At 34.7% G+C, this 21,450-nt stretch carries 21 protein-coding genes; 14 read left to right on the top strand and 7 right to left on the bottom strand.

Annotated features, from left to right (window positions below; all coding sequences use genetic code 11):
• Positions 1-84: 84 nt before the first annotated feature.
• The gene (locus ACFWDE_RS07380) at positions 85-765 is read left to right on the top strand and encodes a lysoplasmalogenase (protein WP_002151659.1); all 681 of its coding nucleotides are present in this window, start codon (positions 85-87) and stop codon (positions 763-765) included.
• 280 nt (positions 766-1,045) lie between these two features.
• Entirely contained in the window at positions 1,046-1,582 is a 537-nt protein-coding gene (lepB, locus tag ACFWDE_RS07385; RefSeq protein WP_377891167.1) for a signal peptidase I, read from the top strand.
• A gap of 43 nt (positions 1,583-1,625) precedes the next feature.
• Here the strand turns inward: lepB and ACFWDE_RS07390 are convergent, their stop codons facing one another.
• Positions 1,626-4,409 carry a tetratricopeptide repeat protein gene (locus ACFWDE_RS07390; protein ID WP_377891169.1) on the bottom strand — a complete coding sequence of 928 codons (2,784 nt, stop codon included), beginning with the start codon at positions 4,407-4,409 and terminating at the stop codon, positions 1,626-1,628.
• Positions 4,410-4,801: 392 nt separating this feature from the next.
• On the opposite strand from ACFWDE_RS07390, the gene ACFWDE_RS07395 reads away from it, so the two are divergent.
• Positions 4,802-5,395 (top strand): DedA family protein, encoded by a 594-nt coding sequence (locus ACFWDE_RS07395; protein ID WP_377891171.1) that lies wholly within the window; start codon positions 4,802-4,804, stop codon positions 5,393-5,395.
• A 13-nt stretch (positions 5,396-5,408) separates the two neighbouring features.
• Here the strand turns inward: ACFWDE_RS07395 and ACFWDE_RS07400 are convergent, their stop codons facing one another.
• The 3 genes from ACFWDE_RS07400 to ACFWDE_RS07410 all read right to left on the bottom strand — a co-directional run bounded on the left by ACFWDE_RS07400 (position 5,409) and on the right by ACFWDE_RS07410 (position 6,663).
• Positions 5,409-5,837, bottom strand: a complete 429-nt coding sequence (locus ACFWDE_RS07400; protein WP_002115869.1) for an EamA family transporter — start codon at positions 5,835-5,837, stop codon at positions 5,409-5,411.
• A gap of 108 nt (positions 5,838-5,945) precedes the next feature.
• Positions 5,946-6,092, bottom strand: coding sequence for a BH0509 family protein (locus ACFWDE_RS07405; protein ID WP_000817786.1), 147 nt, complete (start codon positions 6,090-6,092; stop codon positions 5,946-5,948).
• A gap of 154 nt (positions 6,093-6,246) precedes the next feature.
• The gene (locus ACFWDE_RS07410; RefSeq protein WP_377891173.1) at positions 6,247-6,663 is read right to left on the bottom strand and encodes a pyridoxamine 5'-phosphate oxidase family protein; all 417 of its coding nucleotides are present in this window, start codon (positions 6,661-6,663) and stop codon (positions 6,247-6,249) included.
• Between the two features lie 179 nt (positions 6,664-6,842).
• On the opposite strand from ACFWDE_RS07410, the gene cax reads away from it, so the two are divergent.
• A complete protein-coding gene (gene cax, locus ACFWDE_RS07415) occupies positions 6,843-7,898 on the top strand; it encodes a calcium/proton exchanger (protein ID WP_377891175.1) in 1,056 nt (351 codons plus the stop codon).
• Positions 7,899-7,977: 79 nt separating this feature from the next.
• Positions 7,978-8,775, top strand: coding sequence for a YfkD famly protein (locus ACFWDE_RS07420; protein WP_078180149.1), 798 nt, complete (start codon positions 7,978-7,980; stop codon positions 8,773-8,775).
• A 37-nt stretch (positions 8,776-8,812) separates the two neighbouring features.
• On the opposite strand, the gene yfkAB is transcribed toward ACFWDE_RS07420, so the two are convergent.
• Entirely contained in the window at positions 8,813-9,940 is a 1,128-nt protein-coding gene (yfkAB, locus tag ACFWDE_RS07425) for a radical SAM/CxCxxxxC motif protein YfkAB (protein WP_002113768.1), read from the bottom strand.
• A gap of 213 nt (positions 9,941-10,153) precedes the next feature.
• Here yfkAB and ACFWDE_RS07430 point away from each other — a divergent pair, with 213 nt between their 5' ends.
• From ACFWDE_RS07430 to truA, 6 genes are all read left to right on the top strand, one after another.
• A complete protein-coding gene (locus ACFWDE_RS07430; protein ID WP_002091170.1) occupies positions 10,154-10,336 on the top strand; it encodes an SE1561 family protein in 183 nt (60 codons plus the stop codon).
• 204 nt (positions 10,337-10,540) lie between these two features.
• Positions 10,541-12,064, top strand: a complete 1,524-nt coding sequence (fumA, locus tag ACFWDE_RS07435) for a class I fumarate hydratase (RefSeq protein WP_087963513.1) — start codon at positions 10,541-10,543, stop codon at positions 12,062-12,064.
• 125 nt (positions 12,065-12,189) lie between these two features.
• Entirely contained in the window at positions 12,190-12,972 is a 783-nt protein-coding gene (pdaA, locus tag ACFWDE_RS07440; protein ID WP_002151671.1) for a delta-lactam-biosynthetic de-N-acetylase, read from the top strand.
• Positions 12,973-13,031: 59 nt separating this feature from the next.
• Positions 13,032-13,895: a DNA-3-methyladenine glycosylase family protein gene (locus ACFWDE_RS07445; RefSeq protein WP_377891180.1), complete on the top strand. Its 864-nt coding sequence runs from the start codon at positions 13,032-13,034 to the stop codon at positions 13,893-13,895.
• Positions 13,896-13,905: 10 nt separating this feature from the next.
• Positions 13,906-15,285: a 23S rRNA (uracil(1939)-C(5))-methyltransferase RlmD gene (rlmD, locus tag ACFWDE_RS07450; RefSeq protein WP_002029595.1), complete on the top strand. Its 1,380-nt coding sequence runs from the start codon at positions 13,906-13,908 to the stop codon at positions 15,283-15,285.
• 83 nt (positions 15,286-15,368) lie between these two features.
• Positions 15,369-16,106 (top strand): tRNA pseudouridine(38-40) synthase TruA, encoded by a 738-nt coding sequence (truA, locus tag ACFWDE_RS07455; RefSeq protein WP_002139527.1) that lies wholly within the window; start codon positions 15,369-15,371, stop codon positions 16,104-16,106.
• Positions 16,107-16,252: 146 nt separating this feature from the next.
• Here the strand turns inward: truA and ACFWDE_RS07460 are convergent, their stop codons facing one another.
• Positions 16,253-16,456, bottom strand: coding sequence for a hypothetical protein (locus ACFWDE_RS07460; protein ID WP_002151680.1), 204 nt, complete (start codon positions 16,454-16,456; stop codon positions 16,253-16,255).
• Between the two features lie 82 nt (positions 16,457-16,538).
• On the bottom strand, positions 16,539-17,942 hold the full coding sequence (locus ACFWDE_RS07465; RefSeq protein WP_377891184.1) for a sigma-54 interaction domain-containing protein: 1,404 nt from the start codon (positions 17,940-17,942) through the stop codon (positions 16,539-16,541).
• Between the two features lie 301 nt (positions 17,943-18,243).
• On the opposite strand from ACFWDE_RS07465, the gene ACFWDE_RS07470 reads away from it, so the two are divergent.
• The 3 genes from ACFWDE_RS07470 (at position 18,244) to ACFWDE_RS07480 (ending at position 21,413) form a co-directional block, all read left to right on the top strand.
• Complete coding sequence (locus tag ACFWDE_RS07470) at positions 18,244-18,498, top strand: biotin/lipoyl-containing protein (RefSeq protein WP_377891186.1); 255 nt, start codon at positions 18,244-18,246, stop codon at positions 18,496-18,498.
• Positions 18,499-18,603: 105 nt separating this feature from the next.
• Positions 18,604-20,025, top strand: a complete 1,422-nt coding sequence (locus tag ACFWDE_RS07475) for an amino acid permease (RefSeq protein WP_377891188.1) — start codon at positions 18,604-18,606, stop codon at positions 20,023-20,025.
• A 113-nt stretch (positions 20,026-20,138) separates the two neighbouring features.
• Positions 20,139-21,413 carry an acetylornithine deacetylase gene (locus ACFWDE_RS07480; RefSeq protein ID WP_377891191.1) on the top strand — a complete coding sequence of 425 codons (1,275 nt, stop codon included), beginning with the start codon at positions 20,139-20,141 and terminating at the stop codon, positions 21,411-21,413.
• Positions 21,414-21,450: the final 37 nt, after the last annotated feature.

Raw genomic sequence — 21,450 nt, forward strand, 5'->3', positions numbered from 1 at the left:
CTTCTTTTTTTACATAGAAAAAGGAGAACGTGCTATATGTAACGAAAAAAAGATAGAAAAAGCATTTATTGAGGAGAACATATTATGAATGTACTTTACATTGTGTTAGTCGGGCAAATTATTCTTTTTGTAATGGGAGCAATTTATGCAATAGGACAGACGAAGAGAACGAGAAATAATATGCCGTTACCTTTAGCGGTTCGTCTTATTCTTAGTTTTTCTTTAACAGGAAGTGCAATTTGGATATGGTTACAAGATCCATCGGTTGAGTACAGTACGTGGGTTGCACTCGGTATGACTTTATCAACTGTAGGGGATTTATTTATGGCAGGATTAATTCCAATTGGTCATCGATTAATTGGAGGAATGGTTACTTTCGCTCTTGCACATTGTTTCTACGTGAAAGCATTTTTACAAACAGGTATTTCATGGAATGGTTTTTGGATCGGTTTACTCGTATACGGACTCTTTCTAATTATAGGGTGGTTTTTCTTTATTCGAAATGAAAAACAAGACAAACTTTTTACAATAGGGGCTCTAATTTACGGTTTGTGGGTTGGAGGAATGGCATGTTTTGCATTCGCCTTATATTACGAGAATATAGGAATATGGTGGGTGCCAGCACTTGGTGGTTTACTGTTTGTGATTTCTGATTTTATTATAGGCGTGACAGATATCGGAGGGCGCAAACTGAAGTATGAACCACTTTGGATTTGGTTTACATATGTCGCAGCGCAGATGTGTATTGTATATGTAGGATTATAAAAAGATACTCTCAAAAATAGTTGATAGACTATTTTGAGAGTATCTTTTTTATTGCTATGCTACTATATTTGTTTGTTTAATTTGTACAGTATTTTATAAGTATGAATTTCATAGAAAAGGTCCTGCTTAGCAGATGAAAAATATAGTATATAAGAATAGCAAATTTATAGGGGGTATTATTTTTATATTTGTAATATTCTAATGTTTTAATTCAGAATTTTGTGGAAATTCACCAGTCGGAGTACTTATAATAAAAATAAAAAGATGATGAGATGGTGGAATGATGCAAAAGAAAAAGAGTTTGCGTGAATTCTTTGAAATAATTGCAATTGCATGCTTATTGGTGTTTTTGGCAAAAATCTTTTTGTTTTTTCCTACGACTGTAAAAGGCGCATCGATGAGGCCGACGTTACAAGATGGAGATAAAGTAATTATTAATAAACTTGCAAAGAGATTTGAAAGTTATGAGAGAGAGGATATTATTGTCGTGAAGACAGATAATTTCTACGTGAAGAGGGTTATTGGATTGCCAGGAGATGTAATTGAGATGAAGAATGATCAATTATATGTTAATCATCAAGTGAAAAACGAAGAGTATTTAAAGAATAATAAAAAACAGGCAGAAAAATTACTTATCAATTTAACTGAAGATTTTGGACCGATTACAATTCCTAAAAATAAAATTTTTGTGATGGGAGATAATCGTTTAGTTAGTAGGGATAGTAGGAACGGCTTAGGACTCATTGATAGAACAGAAGTATTAGGAAAGCTCATGGCGATATATTATCCATTTGAACATGTGAAAATGGATAATTAGAAATAAGAAAAACCAAGCGAATTAGTTGCTTGGTTTTTCTTATTTAAACAGTTGGTGTTTTATTTATTGTTTCTTGTGAAGCAATATGTTCATTATTTTGGTCGATATTTAACATGAATTTTCGTTGTAACAATTGCAATTTAAAGAGTGTTAAAGGATCATGATAAGTTTCTGGGTTCGTTCTTAGCTTTGTTAAAGTTTGCTCATCTTCTTGTATTTCAAGTTGGGCTGCTTCTACAGTTTGTTTCAATATGCTAAGAGGGTCCTTAAAGAACATCATGATATCACGTTCTAGTGCACCTTCAAATACTTCAAATTGAAGGAAGAATTGTTTTGAAATCATCTGAGCAACTTCTGTATAATCTTCTGTTTCAATATATTGTTTATATTTATTTGATAGCATAGATTGATTTTTTTGCATATTACCGAATAATTTCCCTGCACTCTTTAAGAAAAATTGTGTCGGTGTAAAGCGTAATAAAATATTGATGTTAGCTACTGTAATTCTATTCGTCATTCTTGCAACATCTCTATCCCAGTCGTCTAGTAATTTGAAATCACAAGGAAGTTTAATACGCTCTTCCTCATAGAGTTTATTAAAGGTATCGCCCATTTCATCTAAATAAGCCTGAGCTTGAATGAATTCATTATGAGCAGTTTCAATCCATTCTTGAATAGACCCAGTAAATTTAGGAAGAAGCACTTGCTGTACATGTTTTTGAATTCTTTCATTCATTGCTACATTTAGTTCTTCATGGACCAATTTGAAATCACTATCTTCTTGAACAAGATCAGAGCAACTCTGCAACAATTCAGGAATTTGAGAATGTATATCCTGCGTAATCTCTTCTTTCGTTAAGAGATAAGATTCTGTAATAGAACGAATTTTATCTTTTTGAATGGCAGTAAGATTATTAATAAAACCATCAAGTTTTACTAAAATATGTTTATTCCAGCGGACGGATTTCACTAACGTATTTTCTAATTCCACACGTTCATTTACAAGGTATGCAATTGTTTTTTGGATAAACCATAATAATTTTTCAATGCGTTCTTTTTCCACGTTACGCTGAGTAAGGTTAGAAAGAATAGAGTCTGTTACGTTACCTAGCTGTTCACTACTCTCTTGTGAAGGAGAGTAAGGGAAAAATTGTGCTTCTGGGAAATGTACGAGTATTTTCTTTTTAATGCTGTTCGTGATATTTTCACTAGTATTCGTATCAATTGTTTGTAAGACGAATTGAATTTGTAAATTTGGTACTTGCTTACGAATATATAATAATGTATCGAGCTCTTCATCATGTAATGGTGAAGCTGAATTTAGTACATAGATGAGACTATCTGCTGCCTGTAAGTATTCAAAGTGAGAGCTGTTTTTGTCAAGTTGTCCATGCACAGTAGGTGTGACAAGGAATGAAAACTTATTTTTTCGTAAAAATCTACTTGGTAATTTAACTTCAATACATTTTCTTTCTAGTTCTGACTGAGAAGGTACCGCTAGTATGTTATGAAGTTCGTCAAAGTTTGGTATATTTCGTATATCTAGCTCTGTAAGCTCAGTTATTTCAGTTTGACTATTATCTTTAAATGTAATTGAAGTTGTTATAGCCTCATTTAATATATTTTCTCCTAGTATAGAGTTAATAAAGGCTGATTTATCATAATCGCTAGCTCCTGCTACTAGAAGTTGTGTAACAGTTAAATCGTATAACTCACGAACAAGTAGTGTGAATTGATGACCTAAATCTACATCATTCTTCTCAGCCCATACAGCAATCGTTTCAAATAATGCTGATACGTCTGCCATAGCGACATTTGCATGAGCTGATGCATTTGAAAGTAAGGCACCTGCGCTTTTTACGAGTAATGATTCTAGAGTTGTCGGTGAAACTTCATTCCATGCTAATACTGCTGCGGAGACAAGTAAAGAATCTTCCGCTCTCATTAAACTAAACCAATTTGTTAATAAATCTGGTACAAGTCCTTGTAATTCGTGCATGAAATGTTGTCCAGTAATCAATTCGAAGTACGTCTCTTGATAGCGAGTAGAAATTTCATTCCAATCGTCATTAGCATCTACTTCAATATGTAAGAATAGGTGATTTATTGTTTGAATCCAAGGTAGATGGAATGATTCATTTTCATAGCTGTTCCAAAGTGAAATAACAAGTCCTTTAAATTGAACTTGATCAATTGTATATAAGGCTTTTAAAGATTCATAGAAATACTCAGGTTTAATTTTTTTAGTAAAGCCTCTGTTCACATAATTGATTAAAGTATCGAACCAGTGTAATGACTTTGTTCGAATTCCTTCTTGAACAGCGAGTTCAATAGCATTATTCCAATCTTCTTGTTTTTCATAGAACGATCGAGCGATTGCAGTAATATTTGGATAGTCTGGTTGAAATGCAACAGCTTCGCTAATCGTCTTAAATGCTAGTCCTAAACGATTTTGCTCTATATAAAGAGAAAGAAGTTGTAGGGAAACTTCCATCGTAAGAGTTGTATCTTCTGTTTGGATAGATGTATAAATTTCTTCTGCTTTTGGCAAGAAATCTAATTCGAAATAAGCATCTGCAATATTCTTCATAGCCCAGAGAGCAAGTTCATTATTTACTTTCTCCCATTTGAATATAGCGGCTTCAAAGTCGTTAGTTTGAAAATAAACTTCACCTTGTGCGAAGCGAATATTAGATATGTTGGAGAATTCATTTTTGGATTCATTTATATATGCTTCACCGAGTACTTCCGCTACCGGAATGGAAGAGTCTTCTGTTAAAAATGTTTTATAGTAAATCTTTTGGATAAATTGTTTTTCAATGGTCATGTTCGTTCCCCCTGTATAATTTAGAAAAATGATGTTGTATGTAAAAGGGTGCATGTTACTCTAATAGGTAGAAGTTGCATTATATAGACCAAACTATGTTTTTGCTAGATATATCATTTTTCCTGAGAGTTAAACCGTTGCAAAAATTAACTTTCCTTTATTGTAACAAAAAAATAAGCCTATGAATTTTTATTTTTTAATCCCGATTGGTGCAGGCTAATAATTAGTTGGGATGGATAAAAAAACCACTGATTAAATCTCTGTTTAAGGAATGGAATAGAAGTAGAGTTCATTATAAAAACAATGTATAGTGAATATGTATACCATGTTTGTCTTAAAGATAGAATGGGCACAATATGGAATAACGATCGTGTATAGGATGTGTCTTCCGAATGGAACAACATATTGGTGAGCTAATCGCACACTATGGGTATTTTGGAATTATTATAGCTCTAGCTGGCGGGATTGTTGGATTACCTATACCGGATGAGTTCTTATTGACTTTTATTGGCTATAACATTTCAAAAGGAGTTATGTCAGGAACAGCTGCTTTTTTAAGTGGAATGGCAGGGGCAATGCTTGGCATTACATTAAGTTACATATTAGGTTTAAAACTTGGGCTCCCTGTTTTAAAAAAATATGGTCCGAAAGTTAGAATTAAGGAACATCATATTGAAAAAACACATATTTTATTTGAAAAATACGGTCCATTTCTTTTAATGATTGGCTACTTTATACCAGGAGTACGTCATTTAACAGCATATTTTGCTGGCGTTTCAAATTTAACATGGTGGCGCTTTTGTTTGTATGCTTACGGTGGTGCACTAATTTGGATAAGTGTTTTTATTGGCCTAGGTTGGAAACTGGGAGAGAAGTGGCGCTTTGTTGAATATAGTTTACATCATTATGGAATATGGATCTTATTAGTTTCGGCAATTGTAACATTGATTGTGTGGATTTACATAAGGAAAAGAAAAAACCGCTAATAATAGCGGTTTTTTAGCTGAAAGCAATAAATAGTACACCAGCTGTAATAAAGACTACACCAATACCAGTCATAAAGTTTAACTTTTCACCTAATATAATCATCGCGAGAATAATGGAAAATACTACACTTAATTTATCGATAGGTGCTACTTGTGAAACTTTTCCTGTTTTTAATGCAAGAAAATAAAATAGCCATGACGAAGCACCAGCGATTCCACTTAATGTGATAAATAGCAGTGCTTTTTTATTTAGGAGTACATCACCGATATTTTGAAATTTACCTTGTATAATAATAACTCCTACCATAAATAATGCCATAATAATAGAGCGAATCGTTGTTGCGACGTTGGCATCGATTCCATCTAAGCCGATCTTTCCAAAAATAGATACGAGGGCAGCAGCAATTGCTGATAATAGTGCGAATAATAGCCATGAACTCATAGTGATATTCCTCCAATCTTACATTATTATACATGAAAATCATTCTCATGTATAAATAACGAAATAAACCCCCGCCCTATATTTTTAATAAGGTGGGGGTTTATTATACTACTCTGCTATTTCTTCATATAAAAAGTACGTTACATTATAAATATGCTCTACTTCATCATCCGTCATAAATAATAATTCGTCACGTTCAATCCCTTTTTTCTTTTCGATAAACTCAATCATGTTTTTTCGTTCTTCTCTTTTCATCAATTTTTATTTCTCCCCTCAATCTGTTTTAATACAGTTTATTTAAGTTACTGCTATTATATAACAGAATCTTTAGAAAGTTCCACCTATTTTATTATTTTTTTCAGAAGAACCTTTCGACAAAACAAGCCCGCTTAAAGGGCTTGTTTTCATTTTAAAGTCGTAAAAACTCAGGATTGGTTGTACCGGCACTATCGATGTAATAAATTGTATCGGGATTGATTTTTATTAGTACATAATTAGGGTCTTCCGCACCGAGTAACCAGCGTTTTAAGCTATTAGTCCAAAATTTGTTTTTTAATGTTTGATCTTCTTCGATGGAAGCTATACCTTCAACTTCAATGTAATCTTCATCTAATTTCTTTCCTTCGCGTCCAAGTAGTACATGTACATTGGGATTTTTTTCGATATCTGTTATCTTTTTTGAATTTCGATCTGTTGCAACATATAGTACAAAATCTTCGTGGAAAAACATCATAAAGGCACTATGTGGCTTATCGTTACGTACAGTAGATAATACACCAGTACGTTGACCTTGAATAATAGTTGCGATTTTTTCTTTTAAGTGCATATTTTTAGCCTCTTTCCATAATTCATAATTTTTTCTGTCTGAACAAGATAATTTAAATATCTTTCATACTGTTTTCTTCAACCCGATTTTTTAAACGTAATTGTGATGAAATCGAACAAGTTAGGAGATGAATAATAATAATATCGAGGAGAAATACATACGATGGAAGGATGAAAAGCATGTTTAATAAAATATTTCTTATAGTAGCGCTTATAGGTGTACCACTTTCTGTAATCGGAAAAACACTTCATTGGCCACAAACCATTATGTTTACTGTATACTGCATTACTATTATTGCATTAGCTGGTTTTATGGGGAGGGCGACAGAAAGTTTAGCAATCGTTTCTGGACCTCGGATAGGTGGTTTATTAAATGCCACTTTCGGTAATGCCGTTGAACTTATCATTTCAATTTTTGCACTTCAGGCAGGACTAACAGAAGTTGTTTTAGCTTCCTTAACTGGTTCTGTACTTGGAAATTTATTACTGGTAGGAGGGTTATCCTTCTTTATAGGTGGCCTTAAGTATAAAAGACAAAGTTTCAATGTTTATGATGCAAGACATAATTCAGCTTTATTAATATTTGCTGTTGTCGTAGCCTTTGTTATTCCGGAGATTTTTTCAATGAAGATGGATGCTGGAAAGACGTATCAATTAAGTATTGGTGTTTCTATTATCATGATTATTATGTACCTTGCTGCATTGCTATTTAAGTTAGTTACGCACCGTGGTGTATATCAACATAAAAGTGATGAAGTAGCGCATGAGGAAGAGCCAGAGTGGTCCAAAGGTAAAGCGCTACTCATTTTAGCGATAGCAACACTTGCAGTTGCTTATGTGTCAGAGGCACTCGTACATACTTTTGAAACGGTCGCAAAGTCGTTTGGCTGGTCAGAGTTATTTATAGGGGTTATTATCGTTGCAATTGTTGGTAATGCAGCAGAACATGCATCTGCGATTATTATGGCATATAAAAATAAAGTGAATATCGCAGTAGAAATTGCAGTAGGTTCTACATTACAAATCGCTATGTTTGTTGCTCCTGTGTTAGTACTTCTTTCGATGCTTTTTGCACAAAAGATGCCTTTAGTATTTACAATACCAGAACTTGTTTCTATGATTACAGCTGTTTTCTTAACCATTGCGATTTCAAATGATGGGGATACAAACTGGTTTGAAGGAGGCACTTTATTAGCGGCGTATGTCATTATGGGAATTGGTTTTTATTTATTATGAAAAATAGGGATAACAATGCTTCAGAGGGAAAACAATAAATACAGATTTATATACCTTTATGTAGGAAGGAGCCAGACAGGTGAAACGAGTATACAGCATATGTCTTTCAACCATGGTCTCGTTTATTTTATTATTTCCTAACAGTAGTTTTGCAAAGACAACGGTAGAAGTAAAAATGCCTTCATCTGTTTTAAATATTTCAAAAGATAATACATTTCCAAATGACGCACAAGATTTACCGCGTTTACAGCCAAGTAAGTTTGCGCAAGAATTATTGAAAACAGCAAATATCAAAATTGAAAACCCTGATTTAATTCGAATGTTTAATGAAACAACAATTTCGAATGCACCGCTTGCGGTAGGATACCGAGCGAAAATTTATTTAGGTCAATGGGCATTAAATTATGAGTCAATAGACACATCGATTAATTGGGAATATAAGCAAGTAAATCGAAATGTATATGATAATCGCGGAGGAGATCGCTTATATCCACTTCGCTATAAGCAAGAAACTCAAAAGACAATCGAAGGCGATTTAACAGCGGATATGAAAGATGCTACAGATGTGAAAAAAATGATGCTTTTAAAAGCGCTTGAAAAAGTACAATTGCCACTTTCGTTTAAAACGACCATTGGTTATGGTACAGGACATGAGCGTGTTTATAATATTAGTCCAAGTCAACTCGGGTATTTATATGCTTATACGCCAGCAGTAAATGAAAAAGGAAAAGTAACGTTTGGAGAAGTGTACCTTGTTTTAAAGGGAAATCAAAAAAGGCTTGTCGTAAAAAATGTTACTTCTCAAGGAATTGGAGCTGCTATTCCAATTCATGATCATTTGTTTTTTAAATTTGTTTCTTCATCGCATTCACAATGAAATAAAAAACGTCAGCCTATAAGCTGACGTTTTTTATTTATAACATAATGTTTGATGTTTTTGATAAGAAATCTTCTTTTGGATAGTAGCTATTTTTTACAAGAACATTTGGTCCAAGGCATTTCACGGCAGGACAATGGCAACTTAATGATTTTGCTGTTTTTGAGTCACACCATTTGTCGTAAGCTTCTTGTAGTGTATTTGTTTGTACATTACCTAGAAGCGGGACATCACCGAAATCGGTTACGATAATATTTCCATCGAAAATATTTACGTTCAAACGAGAACGACCATCTGGATCATTGCGGACAGTTACATTTTTACTTTCATGTAATCTCTTCAATGTGTATAAATCACGTTCATCATCACTACATGCATAGAAAGGTAATGTTCCAAATAGCATCCATACATTTTCATCACGGATCTCTAATAAATGTTCAATTGCATTTCGAATTTCTTCTTTTGTTAAAATTTCAAGTGTGCTAGCGAAGTCACTCGGATACATTGGGTGCACTTCATGACGTTTACAGCCCATTTCTTCAACGATTTGACGGTGAATATGTTCAATATGTGGTAGAGTTCGTTTGTTTAACATAGTTTCGGCTGATACGAGTACACCTGCCTCTGATAGAGCTTTACTATTTGTAATCATTCTTTCAAATAATTTAGCGCGCTGTTCATAAGTAGGTTTACGCTCCATCATTGCAAATCCGCCTTCAACGAAGTCATCGATTGTTCCCCAGTTATGTGAAATGTGCAATACATCTAAGTAGGGAATAATTTGTTCGTAACGTGCTAAATCTATAGTTAAGTTTGAGTTGATTTGAGTGCGAACGCCTCGTTCATGGGCGTATTTTAAGAGTGGTGTTACATAGTTGTCGACGGATTTTTTTGAAAGCATAGGTTCTCCGCCTGTAATACTTAAAGAACGTAGATAAGGAATCTCATCTAATCGTTTTAATAAAAGCTCCATCGGAAGCGGATTTGGATCTTTCGGCTGTAATGTGTAACCAACAGCGCAATGCTCGCAACGCATATTGCATAACGTCGTTGTTGTAAACTCAACGTTTGTTAATAGTAGTTTGCCGTACTCTTCAAGGTCCATATACGCTTCCCATGGATCGTAAGAAGGAGTAATCGGCTTCATTATTTGTGATATCGTCATATGAAATACTCCTTTGACTATTGAAATAACAATTTGTCCATTCTCTATAATAGAAGAATATGTGCTTTTTATAAAGTGAAACTTTTTTGTAAAAAAAGAGAGAGGGCTTACATTATAATGAATTACTGAGACAAATTTGATGAAATTACATGCCCATAGCCATCATTTTTGCGGTATAATAAAAGTAACTCGAATTAAAAGGAGAGTGCCTTCATGGGAAAAGCAATTCAAGATAAAGATTCACAACTAGTATATTTGAAAAAACGTTTAAATATGTTCATTGAAGTAATTGATACGATTGAACCAGAAGAGGTAGAATTAGAAGATGTAGATCGTCTTCTTGCAATGTTAGATGAATTAGAACTGAAATGTGAGCAATTTAAAAAAGACGAATAATATATTAAAAAGGCTGCCACTACAAAATTGGCAGCCTTTTTCTGTACGGATAATAGAAGGAATATAGAAAAAAAGGTATAATCAAGTTGTGAAAAATTTCATTAAACCGCAAATAGCGGGATAAATAAAAAGCTGAAGAGTATAACAATGGAATTTTCATTTCATAACGTTTTGGTAGCGTTCACAATTGAGGGGGAAGTAACAATGGAAAAGCTTCAAGAAAGCATGTATCAACTAATTGTTGAAACGTCAACGAACTTACCGAAAGATGTTCGTCGCGCAATTCAACAAGCGAAAGAACGAGAAAATGCAGGAACTCGTTCGGCGATGGCACTTGGCACAATTACGAATAATATTAAAATGGCAGATGATAATATCTCGCCAATTTGCCAAGATACAGGGATGCCAACGTTTAAAATTTATACACCAGTTGGTGTGAATCAATTAAAACTGAAGGAAGCTATCTATAGTGCGCTTGAGCGGGCGACAAAAGATGGTAAACTTCGTCCAAACTCTGTTGATTCTCTTTTTGGAGACAATAGCGGAAACAATTTAGGACCAGGTACACCTGTTATTAAGTTCGAACAATGGGAAAAAGATTACATTGATGCACGTTTAATTTTAAAGGGCGGGGGCTGTGAGAACAAAAATATTCAATATAGCTTGCCTTGTGAAATAGAAGGACTTGGACGAGCTGGGCGTGATTTAGAAGGAATTCGTAAATGCCTTCTTCATGCAGTATATCAAGCGCAAGGGCAAGGGTGTAGCGCAGGGGTAATCGGCGTCGGTATCGGGGGAGACCGCACATCAGGTTACGAATTAGCAAAAAATCAATTATTCCGTACATTAGATGATGTAAATTCAGTTCCAGAATTACAAAAGCTTGAAGAGTATGTATTAGAGAATGCAAATAAGCTTGGCATTGGTACGATGGGATTTGGCGGAGAAACAACTTTATTAGGTTGCAAAATTGGAGTATATAATCGTTTGCCAGCGAGCTTCTACGTATCTGTTGCGTATAATTGTTGGGCATATCGTCGTCTTGGCGTAACAATTCATCCTGAAACAGGTGAAATTATGGATTGGTTATACCAAGAAGGTGAAGATACACTTCAGCAAGATGCTGCGCAAGAACAAACAGAGCAGCGTGAAATCGTATTACAGGCTCCAATTACAGAAGAGCAAATTCGTGAACTTCGTGTTGGTGATGTTGTTACAATTAACGGCATGATGTACACAGGACGTGATGCAATTCATAAACATTTAATGGATAACGACTGTCCAGTAGATTTAAAGGGACAAATTATTTATCACTGTGGTCCAGTTGTAGTGAAAGATGAGAATGACAATTGGCAAATTAAAGCGGCAGGTCCAACGACAAGCATTCGTGAAGAGCCATATCAAGGCGATATTATGAAAAAGTTCGGTATTCGTGCTGTAATTGGTAAAGGCGGTATGGGTGCTAAAACATTAGCAGCTTTAGAAGAACACGGTGGTGTGTACTTAAATGCAATTGGTGGTGCAGCACAATATTATGCTGAATGTATTAAAGAAGTGAAAGATGTTGATTTCTTACAATTCGGTATCCCAGAGGCAATGTGGCATTTACGTATCGATGGTTTTAAAGCAGTTGTAACGATGGATTCTCATGGTAAAAGTCTACATGCTGATGTTGATAAAACATCACTTGAAAAATTGGCGAGCTTTAAAGAACCTGTATTTAAGTAAAGAGAAGTGCATCTCGAATTATTCGAGGTGCATTTTTTGGTATATATAGAAAAACATGTTCAGCATGAAAGAAAGCAGGAAAACAGAAACTACAGGTACGATTATATATGGAAAGGAGACTATTTATGAAATATAAATGGTTATATATAGGTCTCATTTTTTCAATTATGATGGCACTTGTTCCAGTTTCAACATTTGCTTATACGAATACACCACATAACTGGGGAATCCCACGTCCTAAAAATGAAACGGTGCCAGATGCAGGGAAACTATATACAGAATTACTACAAAAAAATGGTGGGTTTTATTTAGGAGATACGAAGAAAAAAGATATTTATTTAACATTTGATAATGGATACGAAAATGGATATACAGGAAAGATTTTAGATGTATTAAAGGAGAAAAAAGTACCAGCAACTTTCTTTGTGACGGGACATTATATAAAAACACAAAAAGATTTATTATTAAGAATGAAAAATGAAGGACATATTATTGGTAATCATTCTTGGAGTCATCCAGATTTTACAGCAGTAAATGATGCAAAACTTCGTGAAGAATTAACGAGCGTAACGGAAGAGATTAAAAAGGTAACAGGGCAAAAAGAAGTGAAATATGTACGCCCTCCGCGAGGTGTATTTAGCGAAAGAACGTTAGCTGTTACGAAAGAAATGGGATATTATAATGTGTTTTGGTCGCTTGCATTTCTTGATTGGAAAGTAGATCAGCAAAGAGGATGGCAATACGCTCATAATAATGTGATGACTATGATTCATCCAGGATCTGTTTTGTTACTTCATGCAATATCAAAAGATAATGCAGAAGCACTTGCGAAAATCATTGATGATTTGCGCGAGAAAGGGTATCATTTTAAAAGCCTAGATGATTTAGTAAAAAGCAATCAACCGTAAGCATGTATGCTTGCGGTTTTCTCATGCTATAATGATGTGTAAAAAGGATGGGGAAACGTATGTGGAGCGAACATGTTACGTTAGAATATCCGTACCATTTTGAAGAAGTGCTAAAGCGTTTATCTTTCGACCCGTTAAACGTCATTCAATTAGACGAGAAAATAATCTATGTCCCGCTTTTTATAGACGAAGAACAAATTGTTGTTCGTTTGCAAGGGATTGGTACTGTTCAAAATCCACAGTTTTGGATTTCTAGTCAGGCAGGAGATCAAGAGAAAGTAATGAAACGAATGAGGTCCATTTTTCACTGGAATGAACCGTTTCAAAATATACAAGATCATTTTTTAAACACATCATTACGTCCACTGTTTGAAACATATGCTTATACTCCAATTATATTAGAATTTGATTATTTCGCTTGTCTTCTTCGTTGTATTATTCATCAACAAATAAATTTAAAATTTGCTACGGCGCTAACAGATCAATTTGTAAAACGATATGGGACAGAGAAGAACGGCGTTTTCTTTTTCCCAACACCAGAAAGAGTAGCGAATATTTCAATAGAGGAATTGAGAGAGCAGAAATTTAGTCAGCGAAAAGCTGAATATATAGTAGGATTAGCAAAACATATTGTGGGCGGTAAATTAGATTTAGCAAGGATAGAAAACGAAACAGAAGAAAAAGTATCGGCACAATTGTTACCAATAAGGGGTATTGGAGCATGGACAGTGCAAAACTTTTTAATGTTTGGGCTTGGCCGGAAAAACATGTTTCCGGAAGCAGATATCGGGATTAGGCGTGCACTTCAAGGTATATTTCAATTAGATAATAAGCCTGATGATGTATTTTTAGAAAAAGTGAAACAAGAGTGTGAACCATATTGCAGTTATGCAGCGTTATATTTATGGAAAAGTATAGAGTAGAGGTGTAATAATGATACAAAAGCAACAAGAGAGTAAGTTGGAAGTTGGTCAAACGTTTCCTGTGACAATTAAACGTCTTGGGATTAACGGAGAAGGCGTTGGTTATTTTAAGAGACAAGTTGTTTTCATTCCAGGGGCATTACCAGGAGAAGAAGTTGTTGCTGAAGCAACGAAAATTCAGCGTGGCTTCGCTGAAGCGAAAGTGAAAAAAGTTCGTAAATCATCACCACATCGTGTGAAAGCACCATGTTCAGTATATGAGGAGTGTGGTGGCTGTCAATTGCAGCATTTAGATTATAAAGAACAGTTAAATCAAAAGCGTGATATCGTTGTACAAGCATTCGAAAAGTATATGAATAACAGTCTGGAAGAGAAAATTCGCCCGACGCTTGGTATGGAAAATCCATGGCATTATCGTAATAAAAGTCAATTGCAAGTGGGGCGTAAAGACGAAAAGGTTATTACAGGGTTATATAAGCAAAACTCACATCAGTTAATTGATATTTCTCATTGCATGATTCAACATAAAGCAACGAATGAAGCGACAAAAGTTGTAAGACGTATATTAGAAAAATTAAATGTTTCTATTTACAATGAGAAAAAACAAAAAGGTTTAGTACGCACAATTGTGACACGTACTGCAGTTCAAACAGGGGAAGTACAAGTCACACTTATTACAACAAAAGAAGAATTACCAAATAAAGATCAATTTATCGCAGAAGTACAAAAACAAATGCCAAGTGTTAAATCAATTATGCAAAACGTAAACTGGCGTAAAACATCTGTTATTTTCGGGGATAAAACATTTAAATTAGCTGGAAAAGAAGTAATTCAAGAAACACTAGGTGATTTATCATTTGAATTATCAGCACGCGCATTCTTCCAATTAAATCCAGAACAAACGGTTGTTTTATACGATGAAGCGAAAAAAGCAGCTGCTTTAACAGGAAACGAGAAGATTGTGGATGCATATTGTGGTGTCGGTACGATTGGACTTTGGCTTGCGAATGATGCAGCGGAAGTACGTGGTATGGATGTAATTCCAGAAGCGATTGAAGATGCAAAGAAAAATGCAAAACGCCACGGATTCACAAATGCAAAGTATGAAGCTGGTAAAGCGGAACAATGGTTACCAAAGTGGGTAAAAGAAGGCTGGCGTCCAGATGTCATTGTTGTCGACCCACCGCGTACAGGTTGTGATGATAAATTACTTGAAACGATTTTAAAAGTGAAACCGAAACAAGTTGTTTACGTGTCTTGTAACCCTTCCTCATTAGCACGTGATGTGGAAACATTAATGGAGAGCTATGAAGTGGAGTATGTACAACCAGTTGATATGTTCCCGCATACAGCTCATGTAGAAAATGTAGTGAAACTTGTTAGAAAGTAACATTCAATAAGGATATGTCCCTCACAAAGCAGGAGTTATGTGAGGGTATATTTTATTTAGCGAATGGAAGTAAGGAGAATACGATGAACAATTATAAATTGACGATTCAATATGATGGTGCGCGTTATAAAGGGTGGCAACGTCTTGGTAATAATGACAATACGATTCAGGGGAAAATCGAAAGTATAATATCTGAAATGGTCGGAAAAGAAATTGAAATTATCGGCTGTAGTAGAACGGATGCTGGTGTACACGCTTTGAATCAAGTAGCTAACTTTCAAAGTGATGAGAAGTTAGTAGAACATAAAGTGAAAAAGTATTTAAATCAATATTTACCAAATGATATTAGTATTACGAGTGTAGAAGAAGTACCAGATCGTTTCCATGCTCGTTACAATTCTAAAGCAAAAACATATCTTTATAAAATTTGGAATGAAGAGCATACGAACCCATTTATGCGTAAATACAGCATGCACGTGAATAAACAATTAAATGTGAAAAGCATGAAAGAAGCTGCGAAACATTTAGTTGGTTCACATGACTTCACTGCCTTTTCAAATGCAAAGTCTAAGAAAAAATCTATGGTTCGAGAAGTGTATACACTTGATGTTTCCGAAGAATCAGGATTTGTACAAATTAGAGTAAGTGGTAACGGATTCCTTCATAACATGGTGCGGAAAATTGTTGGAGCATTAATTGAAGTTGGATTAGGGCAATTAGAGGCGGACGCAATTCCAAACATTTTAGAGGAAAAACAACGTAATCAAATTAATTGTCTTGCTGAGGCGAGTGGATTGTACTTGGAGAAGATTGAGTTTTAGAAAAGATATGGATAAGAAAAAAGCACTCATTTGAGTGCTTCTTCTTTTATGCTGATGCAGTAGTCTTATCTTTTCGGAAAATCCCCATTAATCCGCCGATTAATAATAAAACACCTGGTAATAAGTAAACAATAGAATTTGTTAGTTCAAGAAGAGCGTTCTTTCTTCATACGTAGCTTCAAATTCCAAAAAGCAGCAAGCATAATAGCTGCAAAGGAGCCACTAATTGTGCCTAAGAGCTTTGCATGAGGAAAGCTGCTCATATCAGCATTAATGAATAACATCATACATAGAACGGCAGGGAGAAGGTATAAGTATTGTAATAACTTTAATTTTTTATCATTACTCATATATATAGCCCCTTTCTAGCATGTTATATGTATATTATAACATATTTTCCCAAATGATTACTTGTACTTGGAGAGAGTCATTTTATATGTGTAAATGTAATTTTTTAATTCGATATTGTAAGTTTTGTCTGCTCAATCCTAAAAATTTTGCGGCTTGTGAGATATTACCTTTATTCTCTTTAAGAATTTGATGGATATATTTCTTTTCCATTTCTTCGATTATATGTTTTAAAGTCTGTGGTGTATCAGTATTGTGACTAGTTAGCGGAGTCTGCATATTGAGTTCCTTTTTTGCTAGTTCGCGAAAGTGCGTTGGCATATGGAACGCTGTAATGATATCTTCATCTTCTATTAAGTTCATGGAGCCTTCAATTATATGTTCTAGTTCTCTCACATTACCAGGCCAATCGTATTTATAGAAGAAGTTATTTACGTTTAAATCTACATCTTTTACGCTAAGCTCAAATTGGATATTGTATTTTTCAATAAAGTGTTGAACAAGATATGCAATATCTTCTTTTCGTTCCCGTAAAGGTGGAAGACATAAAGTAACAACGCTTAATCTGTAATATAAGTCTTGTCTTAATCGATTGTGTGCTATGGCTTCAAGAGGACCTTCATTAATAGTTGCTATAATACGAACATCAATTTCTTTTTCTTGTGTGCCTCCGATTCTTCGTATTGTTTTTTCTTGTATAGCCCGCAGCAATTTAGCTTGAAGTGTTGGACTTAATGAGTTGATCTCATCTAATAACAAAGTCCCGCCGTTTGCTTCTTCAAATAAACCAGGTTTATCTATTGCTCCTGTAAAAGCACCTCGATTTGTACCAAATAGTAGACTTTCCATTAAGGTTTCTGGTATAGCGGCACAGTTTTGCGAAATAAATGGTTTTGTTGAACGCTGGCTTTCATTATGGACGCTTTGCGCAAATAGCTCTTTACCGGTCCCTGTTTCTCCGATGATAAGTATGGAGGAGGATGTACGTATTACTCTCTTTGCTTCTGCAATGACTGATTGAATAGCTCTAGAATCACCAATTATGTGATCAAAGGTAAACTTAGTATTTTGTTTGCGAGAAAGGTTCGTTTTCGTTGTTTGCTTTAAATGACTAATCTCTTTTGAAATTTCAATAGCGCCTTTAATTTTTCCATTTTCTATTATAGGAAAAGTATCGTTAATCGTCGTAATTTCTTGTCCTTTATTGTTAAAATACGTTTGTTTTATATTTTTGTTTGTTTTTCCAAGTTTTAATGCTTCTATAAGAGTACTATTTTTATTTTCTTCAAATGCAAATACTTCTAAAGGATTTTTATATAGCACATCTAAGCGGTCCATTGATTCAATGTCCATCATTTTGCGGTTATAGATAATCGTTTTACTTTCCTCATTAATAATGTGAATCCCAATATCTAGTTCATTTAGTAAAGTTTCATATAGCATATTCATTTCAATAATCTTTTTAAAATTGATTTCTTCTGTATACATGAATTATCTTCTCCTCGTTATACCCTATGAAGACTGACTTTTTATAATTTTATTAAAATTCTCATAAAATCGCAAAATTTTTTTGCTATTTTCTCTTAAAACTTTTCAAATGATAGAAAAATTTTGCGGTTATGCAGATTTTTTTCGTAAGAAATCCTAATTTTACATAGGTATTGAGGTTGGTACGTATTTTGCATGAATAGTAGTTGAGATCTCTAAATTTAAAGAGTAGGGGGATTAGGAATCTTTATAGGTTATGCAACGTTTCAGTGCCAATTAATAAGAGGGAGGAATTTATAAAGTGAAGACGGTTGTAGAAGGTGTGTATAGTCCTTGTTACGGGAAAGTAGAGAAATTATTTGTTACTGAAAGTTCTTACGTATATGAGTGGGAAAAATTAGCGTTAATTGAAACGATAGATAAACAGAAAGTAGAAATTAAAGTGGGAATCAGTGGTTATATTGAATCATTAGAAGTGATAGAAGGAGAAGCTATCGCTGATCAAAAATTATTAATAACAGTGAGGGATGACCTTTTAATAACAGGTAGTGATTAATAGTAGTAATATGTATTTTGCACTTTTTAATAATTATTTTTACTATGAAGGGTTTTAAAAACGCTTACATTAAAAGGGTTTGCTAAGTGAAAAGGGGGGATTTATATGATGGATCAAAACCAGGGATTAAAAAGAGAATTGAAAAGTCGGCACATATTTATGATTGCACTCGGAGGGGTTATTGGTACTGGGCTTTTTTTAGGATCCAGTTATACAATTCATGAAGCTGGACCTGGAGGAGCAATTGTAGCGTATCTTGTCGGTGGATTTGTTATGTATTTAACGATGCTCTGTCTTGGAGAGTTAGCGGTTGCGATGCCTGATGCAGGATCGTATCAAACATATGCTACAAAACATATTTCACCTGCAGCGGGTTATGTAGTGGGATGGATGTCGTGGCTAAACTGGACGGCTACGATAGGCATTGAATTAATTGCAGTTAGTATATTAATGAAACGTTGGTTTCCAGATGTATCATCATGGATTTGGTGCGTAGTGTTTGCCGCATTGCTCTTTGTTATTAATGCGTTATCTTCAAGAAGTTTTGCGGAGGTTGAATTCTGGTTTGCAAGTATTAAAGTAATTACAATTATTGCATTTATCATTTTGGGCGGGGCAGCAATGTTTGGTTTTCTAGATATGAAAGGAAATGAACCAGCGCCGATGTTTTCTAGCTTTACTGATTATGGTGGATTGTTCCCAAATGGATTATCAGCCATTTTAATTACGATGATTGCAGTTAATTTTTCCTTCCAAGGAACAGAACTAGTTGGTATTGCAGCTGGTGAGAGTGAAAATCCAGAGAAAACTATCCCGAAGGCAATTAATAATACAGTTTGGCGCATACTTATTTTCTTTGTACTATCTATTTTTATTCTTGCGGGACTATTTCCTTGGCAGCAAGCAGGAGTGATAGAAAGTCCATTCGTAGTTGTATTTGATAAAATTGGTATTCCTTATGCGGCTGATATTATAAATTTCGTTATTATTACAGCTGTACTATCAGTTGCGAATTCAGGATTATATGCAACTTCCCGTATGCTATGGTCTATGTCTAATCAAGGAATGATTAGCCCGATTTTTGGTAAGTTATCTAAAAACGGTGTTCCTATTTATGCATTGATTGTAAGTACGTTTGTAGGGTGTCTCTCATTACTATCAGGTATTTATGCGGAAGATACAGTTTATTTATGGCTTCTTTCTATTGCTGGGTTTGGAGCGATATTAGTTTGGGCATCTATTGCTTTATCTAACCTATTAGCTAGAAGGACATACGTGAAGCAAGGGGGAGATATTAAGGATTTGAAATTTAAAACACCACTGTATCCATTTGTTCCAATTCTTGCTTTAGTATTAAATTTAACAGTAATTGTAGCTATGGCTTTTATTCCAGAACAAAGAATGGCATTATATTGTGGTATTCCATTTATGATCGTTTGTTTACTGTTTTACCGTGCTACAAGAAGTAAGAAAAGTAAAATAGAACATATCGAAAAGATGAATACAACAGAATTAGAAAGTTTATAGTTGAAATTGAATTTATAATAACAAGGAATTTAGAGACTGTAGAATTGTAAACAGTCTCTTTTTTTGTAAAAATAAAGCTGGAAACATACTACGTATGCAAAGGGGAATTAGCAATGAATCAAGAAGTTTCACAGCTATTAAAACAGATTGATTTACGAAAAGACGAGCTACTAGAACTTACAAAAGCTTTAATTCGCTTTGAAACACCAGCACCACCAGCAAGAAATACAAATGAGGCGCAAGAATTTGTGGCAGAGTTTCTAAAAAAACGAAATTTTAGTATTGATAAGTGGGATGTATATCCGAATGATCCGAATGTTGTTGGAGTGAAAAAAGGGACAGCAAGTGAGTCACATAAAAGTCTCATTATTAATGGGCATATAGATGTTGCAGAAGTAACAGCGGACGAGCCGTGGGAAACAAAGCCGTTTGAGCCGTTTATAAAAGATGGTTGGTTAGTTGGGAGAGGCGCGGCAGATATGAAAGGTGGACTAGCTGGAGCCTTATTTGCTATTCAGCTTTTAGAAGAAGTGGGGATTGAATTACCTGGAGATTTAATTTTTCAATCGGTAATTGGGGAAGAAGTTGGAGAAGCTGGTACACTTCAATGCTGCAAAAGAGGGTACGATGCTGATTTTGCGGTAGTAGTGGATACGAGTGATTTACATATGCAAGGACAGGGCGGCGTAATTACGGGATGGATTACTGTGAAGAGCCCGCAAACGTTTCATGATGCAACACGTAGACAAATGATTCATGCTGGAGGCCGTTTGTTTGGCGCAAGTGCAATTGAGAAAATGATGAAGATTGTCCAAAGTTTACAGGAGCTAGAACGTCATTGGGCGGTAATGAAAACCTATGAAGGATATCCATCAGGAACAACAACAATTAACCCAGCAGTAATTGAAGGCGGGCGCCATGCAGCATTTATTGCGGATGAGTGCCGATTATGGGTTACGGTTCACTTTTATCCAAATGAAACACATGAACAAATAATAGAAGAAATAGAAGAGTATTTAGGAAAAGTGGCAGCAGCAGATCCATGGTTAAGCGAGAACCCACCACAATTTAAGTGGGGCGGAGAATCAATGATTGTGGATCGTGGCGAAATTTTTCCTTCTTTAGAAGTAGATAGCGAACATGTTGCTGTAAAAACGCTAAGTTCAGTACATGAATCTATTTTATCTAAAAATGCAATTTTAAATATGTCAGCAACGGTAACTGATGGCGGATGGTTTAGTGAGTTTAACATTCCAGCTGTTATTTACGGACCAGGTACATTAGAAGAAGCTCATTCAATAAATGAGAAAGTTGAAGTTGAGCAGTTAATTGAATTTACAAAAGTAATAACAGCGTTCATATATGAATGGTGTCATACAAAAAAATAGATTAGTATGTTGAAATCATGCAGGTATGTACTTGTAC

The sequence above is a fragment of the Bacillus sp. NPDC060175 genome, from assembly GCF_042728695.1.
GTDB lineage: Bacteria > Bacillota > Bacilli > Bacillales > Bacillaceae_G > Bacillus_A.

Bases quoted from the DNA above. Each gene is read 5' to 3' on its own strand.
- truA (WP_002139527.1), top strand. From the start codon at position 15,369: ATGAACAATTATAAATTGACGATTCAATATGATGGTGCGCGTTATAAA.
- ACFWDE_RS07380 (WP_002151659.1), top strand. From the start codon at position 85: ATGAATGTACTTTACATTGTGTTAGTCGGGCAAATTATTCTTTTTGTA.
- ACFWDE_RS07400 (WP_002115869.1), bottom strand. From the start codon at position 5,837: ATGAGTTCATGGCTATTATTCGCACTATTATCAGCAATTGCTGCTGCC.
- ACFWDE_RS07445 (WP_377891180.1), top strand. From the start codon at position 13,032: ATGTGGAGCGAACATGTTACGTTAGAATATCCGTACCATTTTGAAGAA.
- ACFWDE_RS07430 (WP_002091170.1), top strand. From the start codon at position 10,154: ATGGGAAAAGCAATTCAAGATAAAGATTCACAACTAGTATATTTGAAA.
- ACFWDE_RS07465 (WP_377891184.1), bottom strand. From the start codon at position 17,942: ATGTATACAGAAGAAATCAATTTTAAAAAGATTATTGAAATGAATATG.
- rlmD (WP_002029595.1), top strand. From the start codon at position 13,906: ATGATACAAAAGCAACAAGAGAGTAAGTTGGAAGTTGGTCAAACGTTT.
- pdaA (WP_002151671.1), top strand. From the start codon at position 12,190: ATGAAATATAAATGGTTATATATAGGTCTCATTTTTTCAATTATGATG.
- lepB (WP_377891167.1), top strand. From the start codon at position 1,046: ATGATGCAAAAGAAAAAGAGTTTGCGTGAATTCTTTGAAATAATTGCA.
- ACFWDE_RS07405 (WP_000817786.1), bottom strand. From the start codon at position 6,092: ATGAAAAGAGAAGAACGAAAAAACATGATTGAGTTTATCGAAAAGAAA.
- ACFWDE_RS07480 (WP_377891191.1), top strand. From the start codon at position 20,139: ATGAATCAAGAAGTTTCACAGCTATTAAAACAGATTGATTTACGAAAA.
- ACFWDE_RS07460 (WP_002151680.1), bottom strand. From the start codon at position 16,456: ATGAGTAATGATAAAAAATTAAAGTTATTACAATACTTATACCTTCTC.
- fumA (WP_087963513.1), top strand. From the start codon at position 10,541: ATGGAAAAGCTTCAAGAAAGCATGTATCAACTAATTGTTGAAACGTCA.
- ACFWDE_RS07390 (WP_377891169.1), bottom strand. From the start codon at position 4,409: ATGACCATTGAAAAACAATTTATCCAAAAGATTTACTATAAAACATTT.
- yfkAB (WP_002113768.1), bottom strand. From the start codon at position 9,940: ATGACGATATCACAAATAATGAAGCCGATTACTCCTTCTTACGATCCA.
- cax (WP_377891175.1), top strand. From the start codon at position 6,843: ATGTTTAATAAAATATTTCTTATAGTAGCGCTTATAGGTGTACCACTT.
- ACFWDE_RS07395 (WP_377891171.1), top strand. From the start codon at position 4,802: ATGGAACAACATATTGGTGAGCTAATCGCACACTATGGGTATTTTGGA.
- ACFWDE_RS07410 (WP_377891173.1), bottom strand. From the start codon at position 6,663: ATGCACTTAAAAGAAAAAATCGCAACTATTATTCAAGGTCAACGTACT.
- ACFWDE_RS07475 (WP_377891188.1), top strand. From the start codon at position 18,604: ATGATGGATCAAAACCAGGGATTAAAAAGAGAATTGAAAAGTCGGCAC.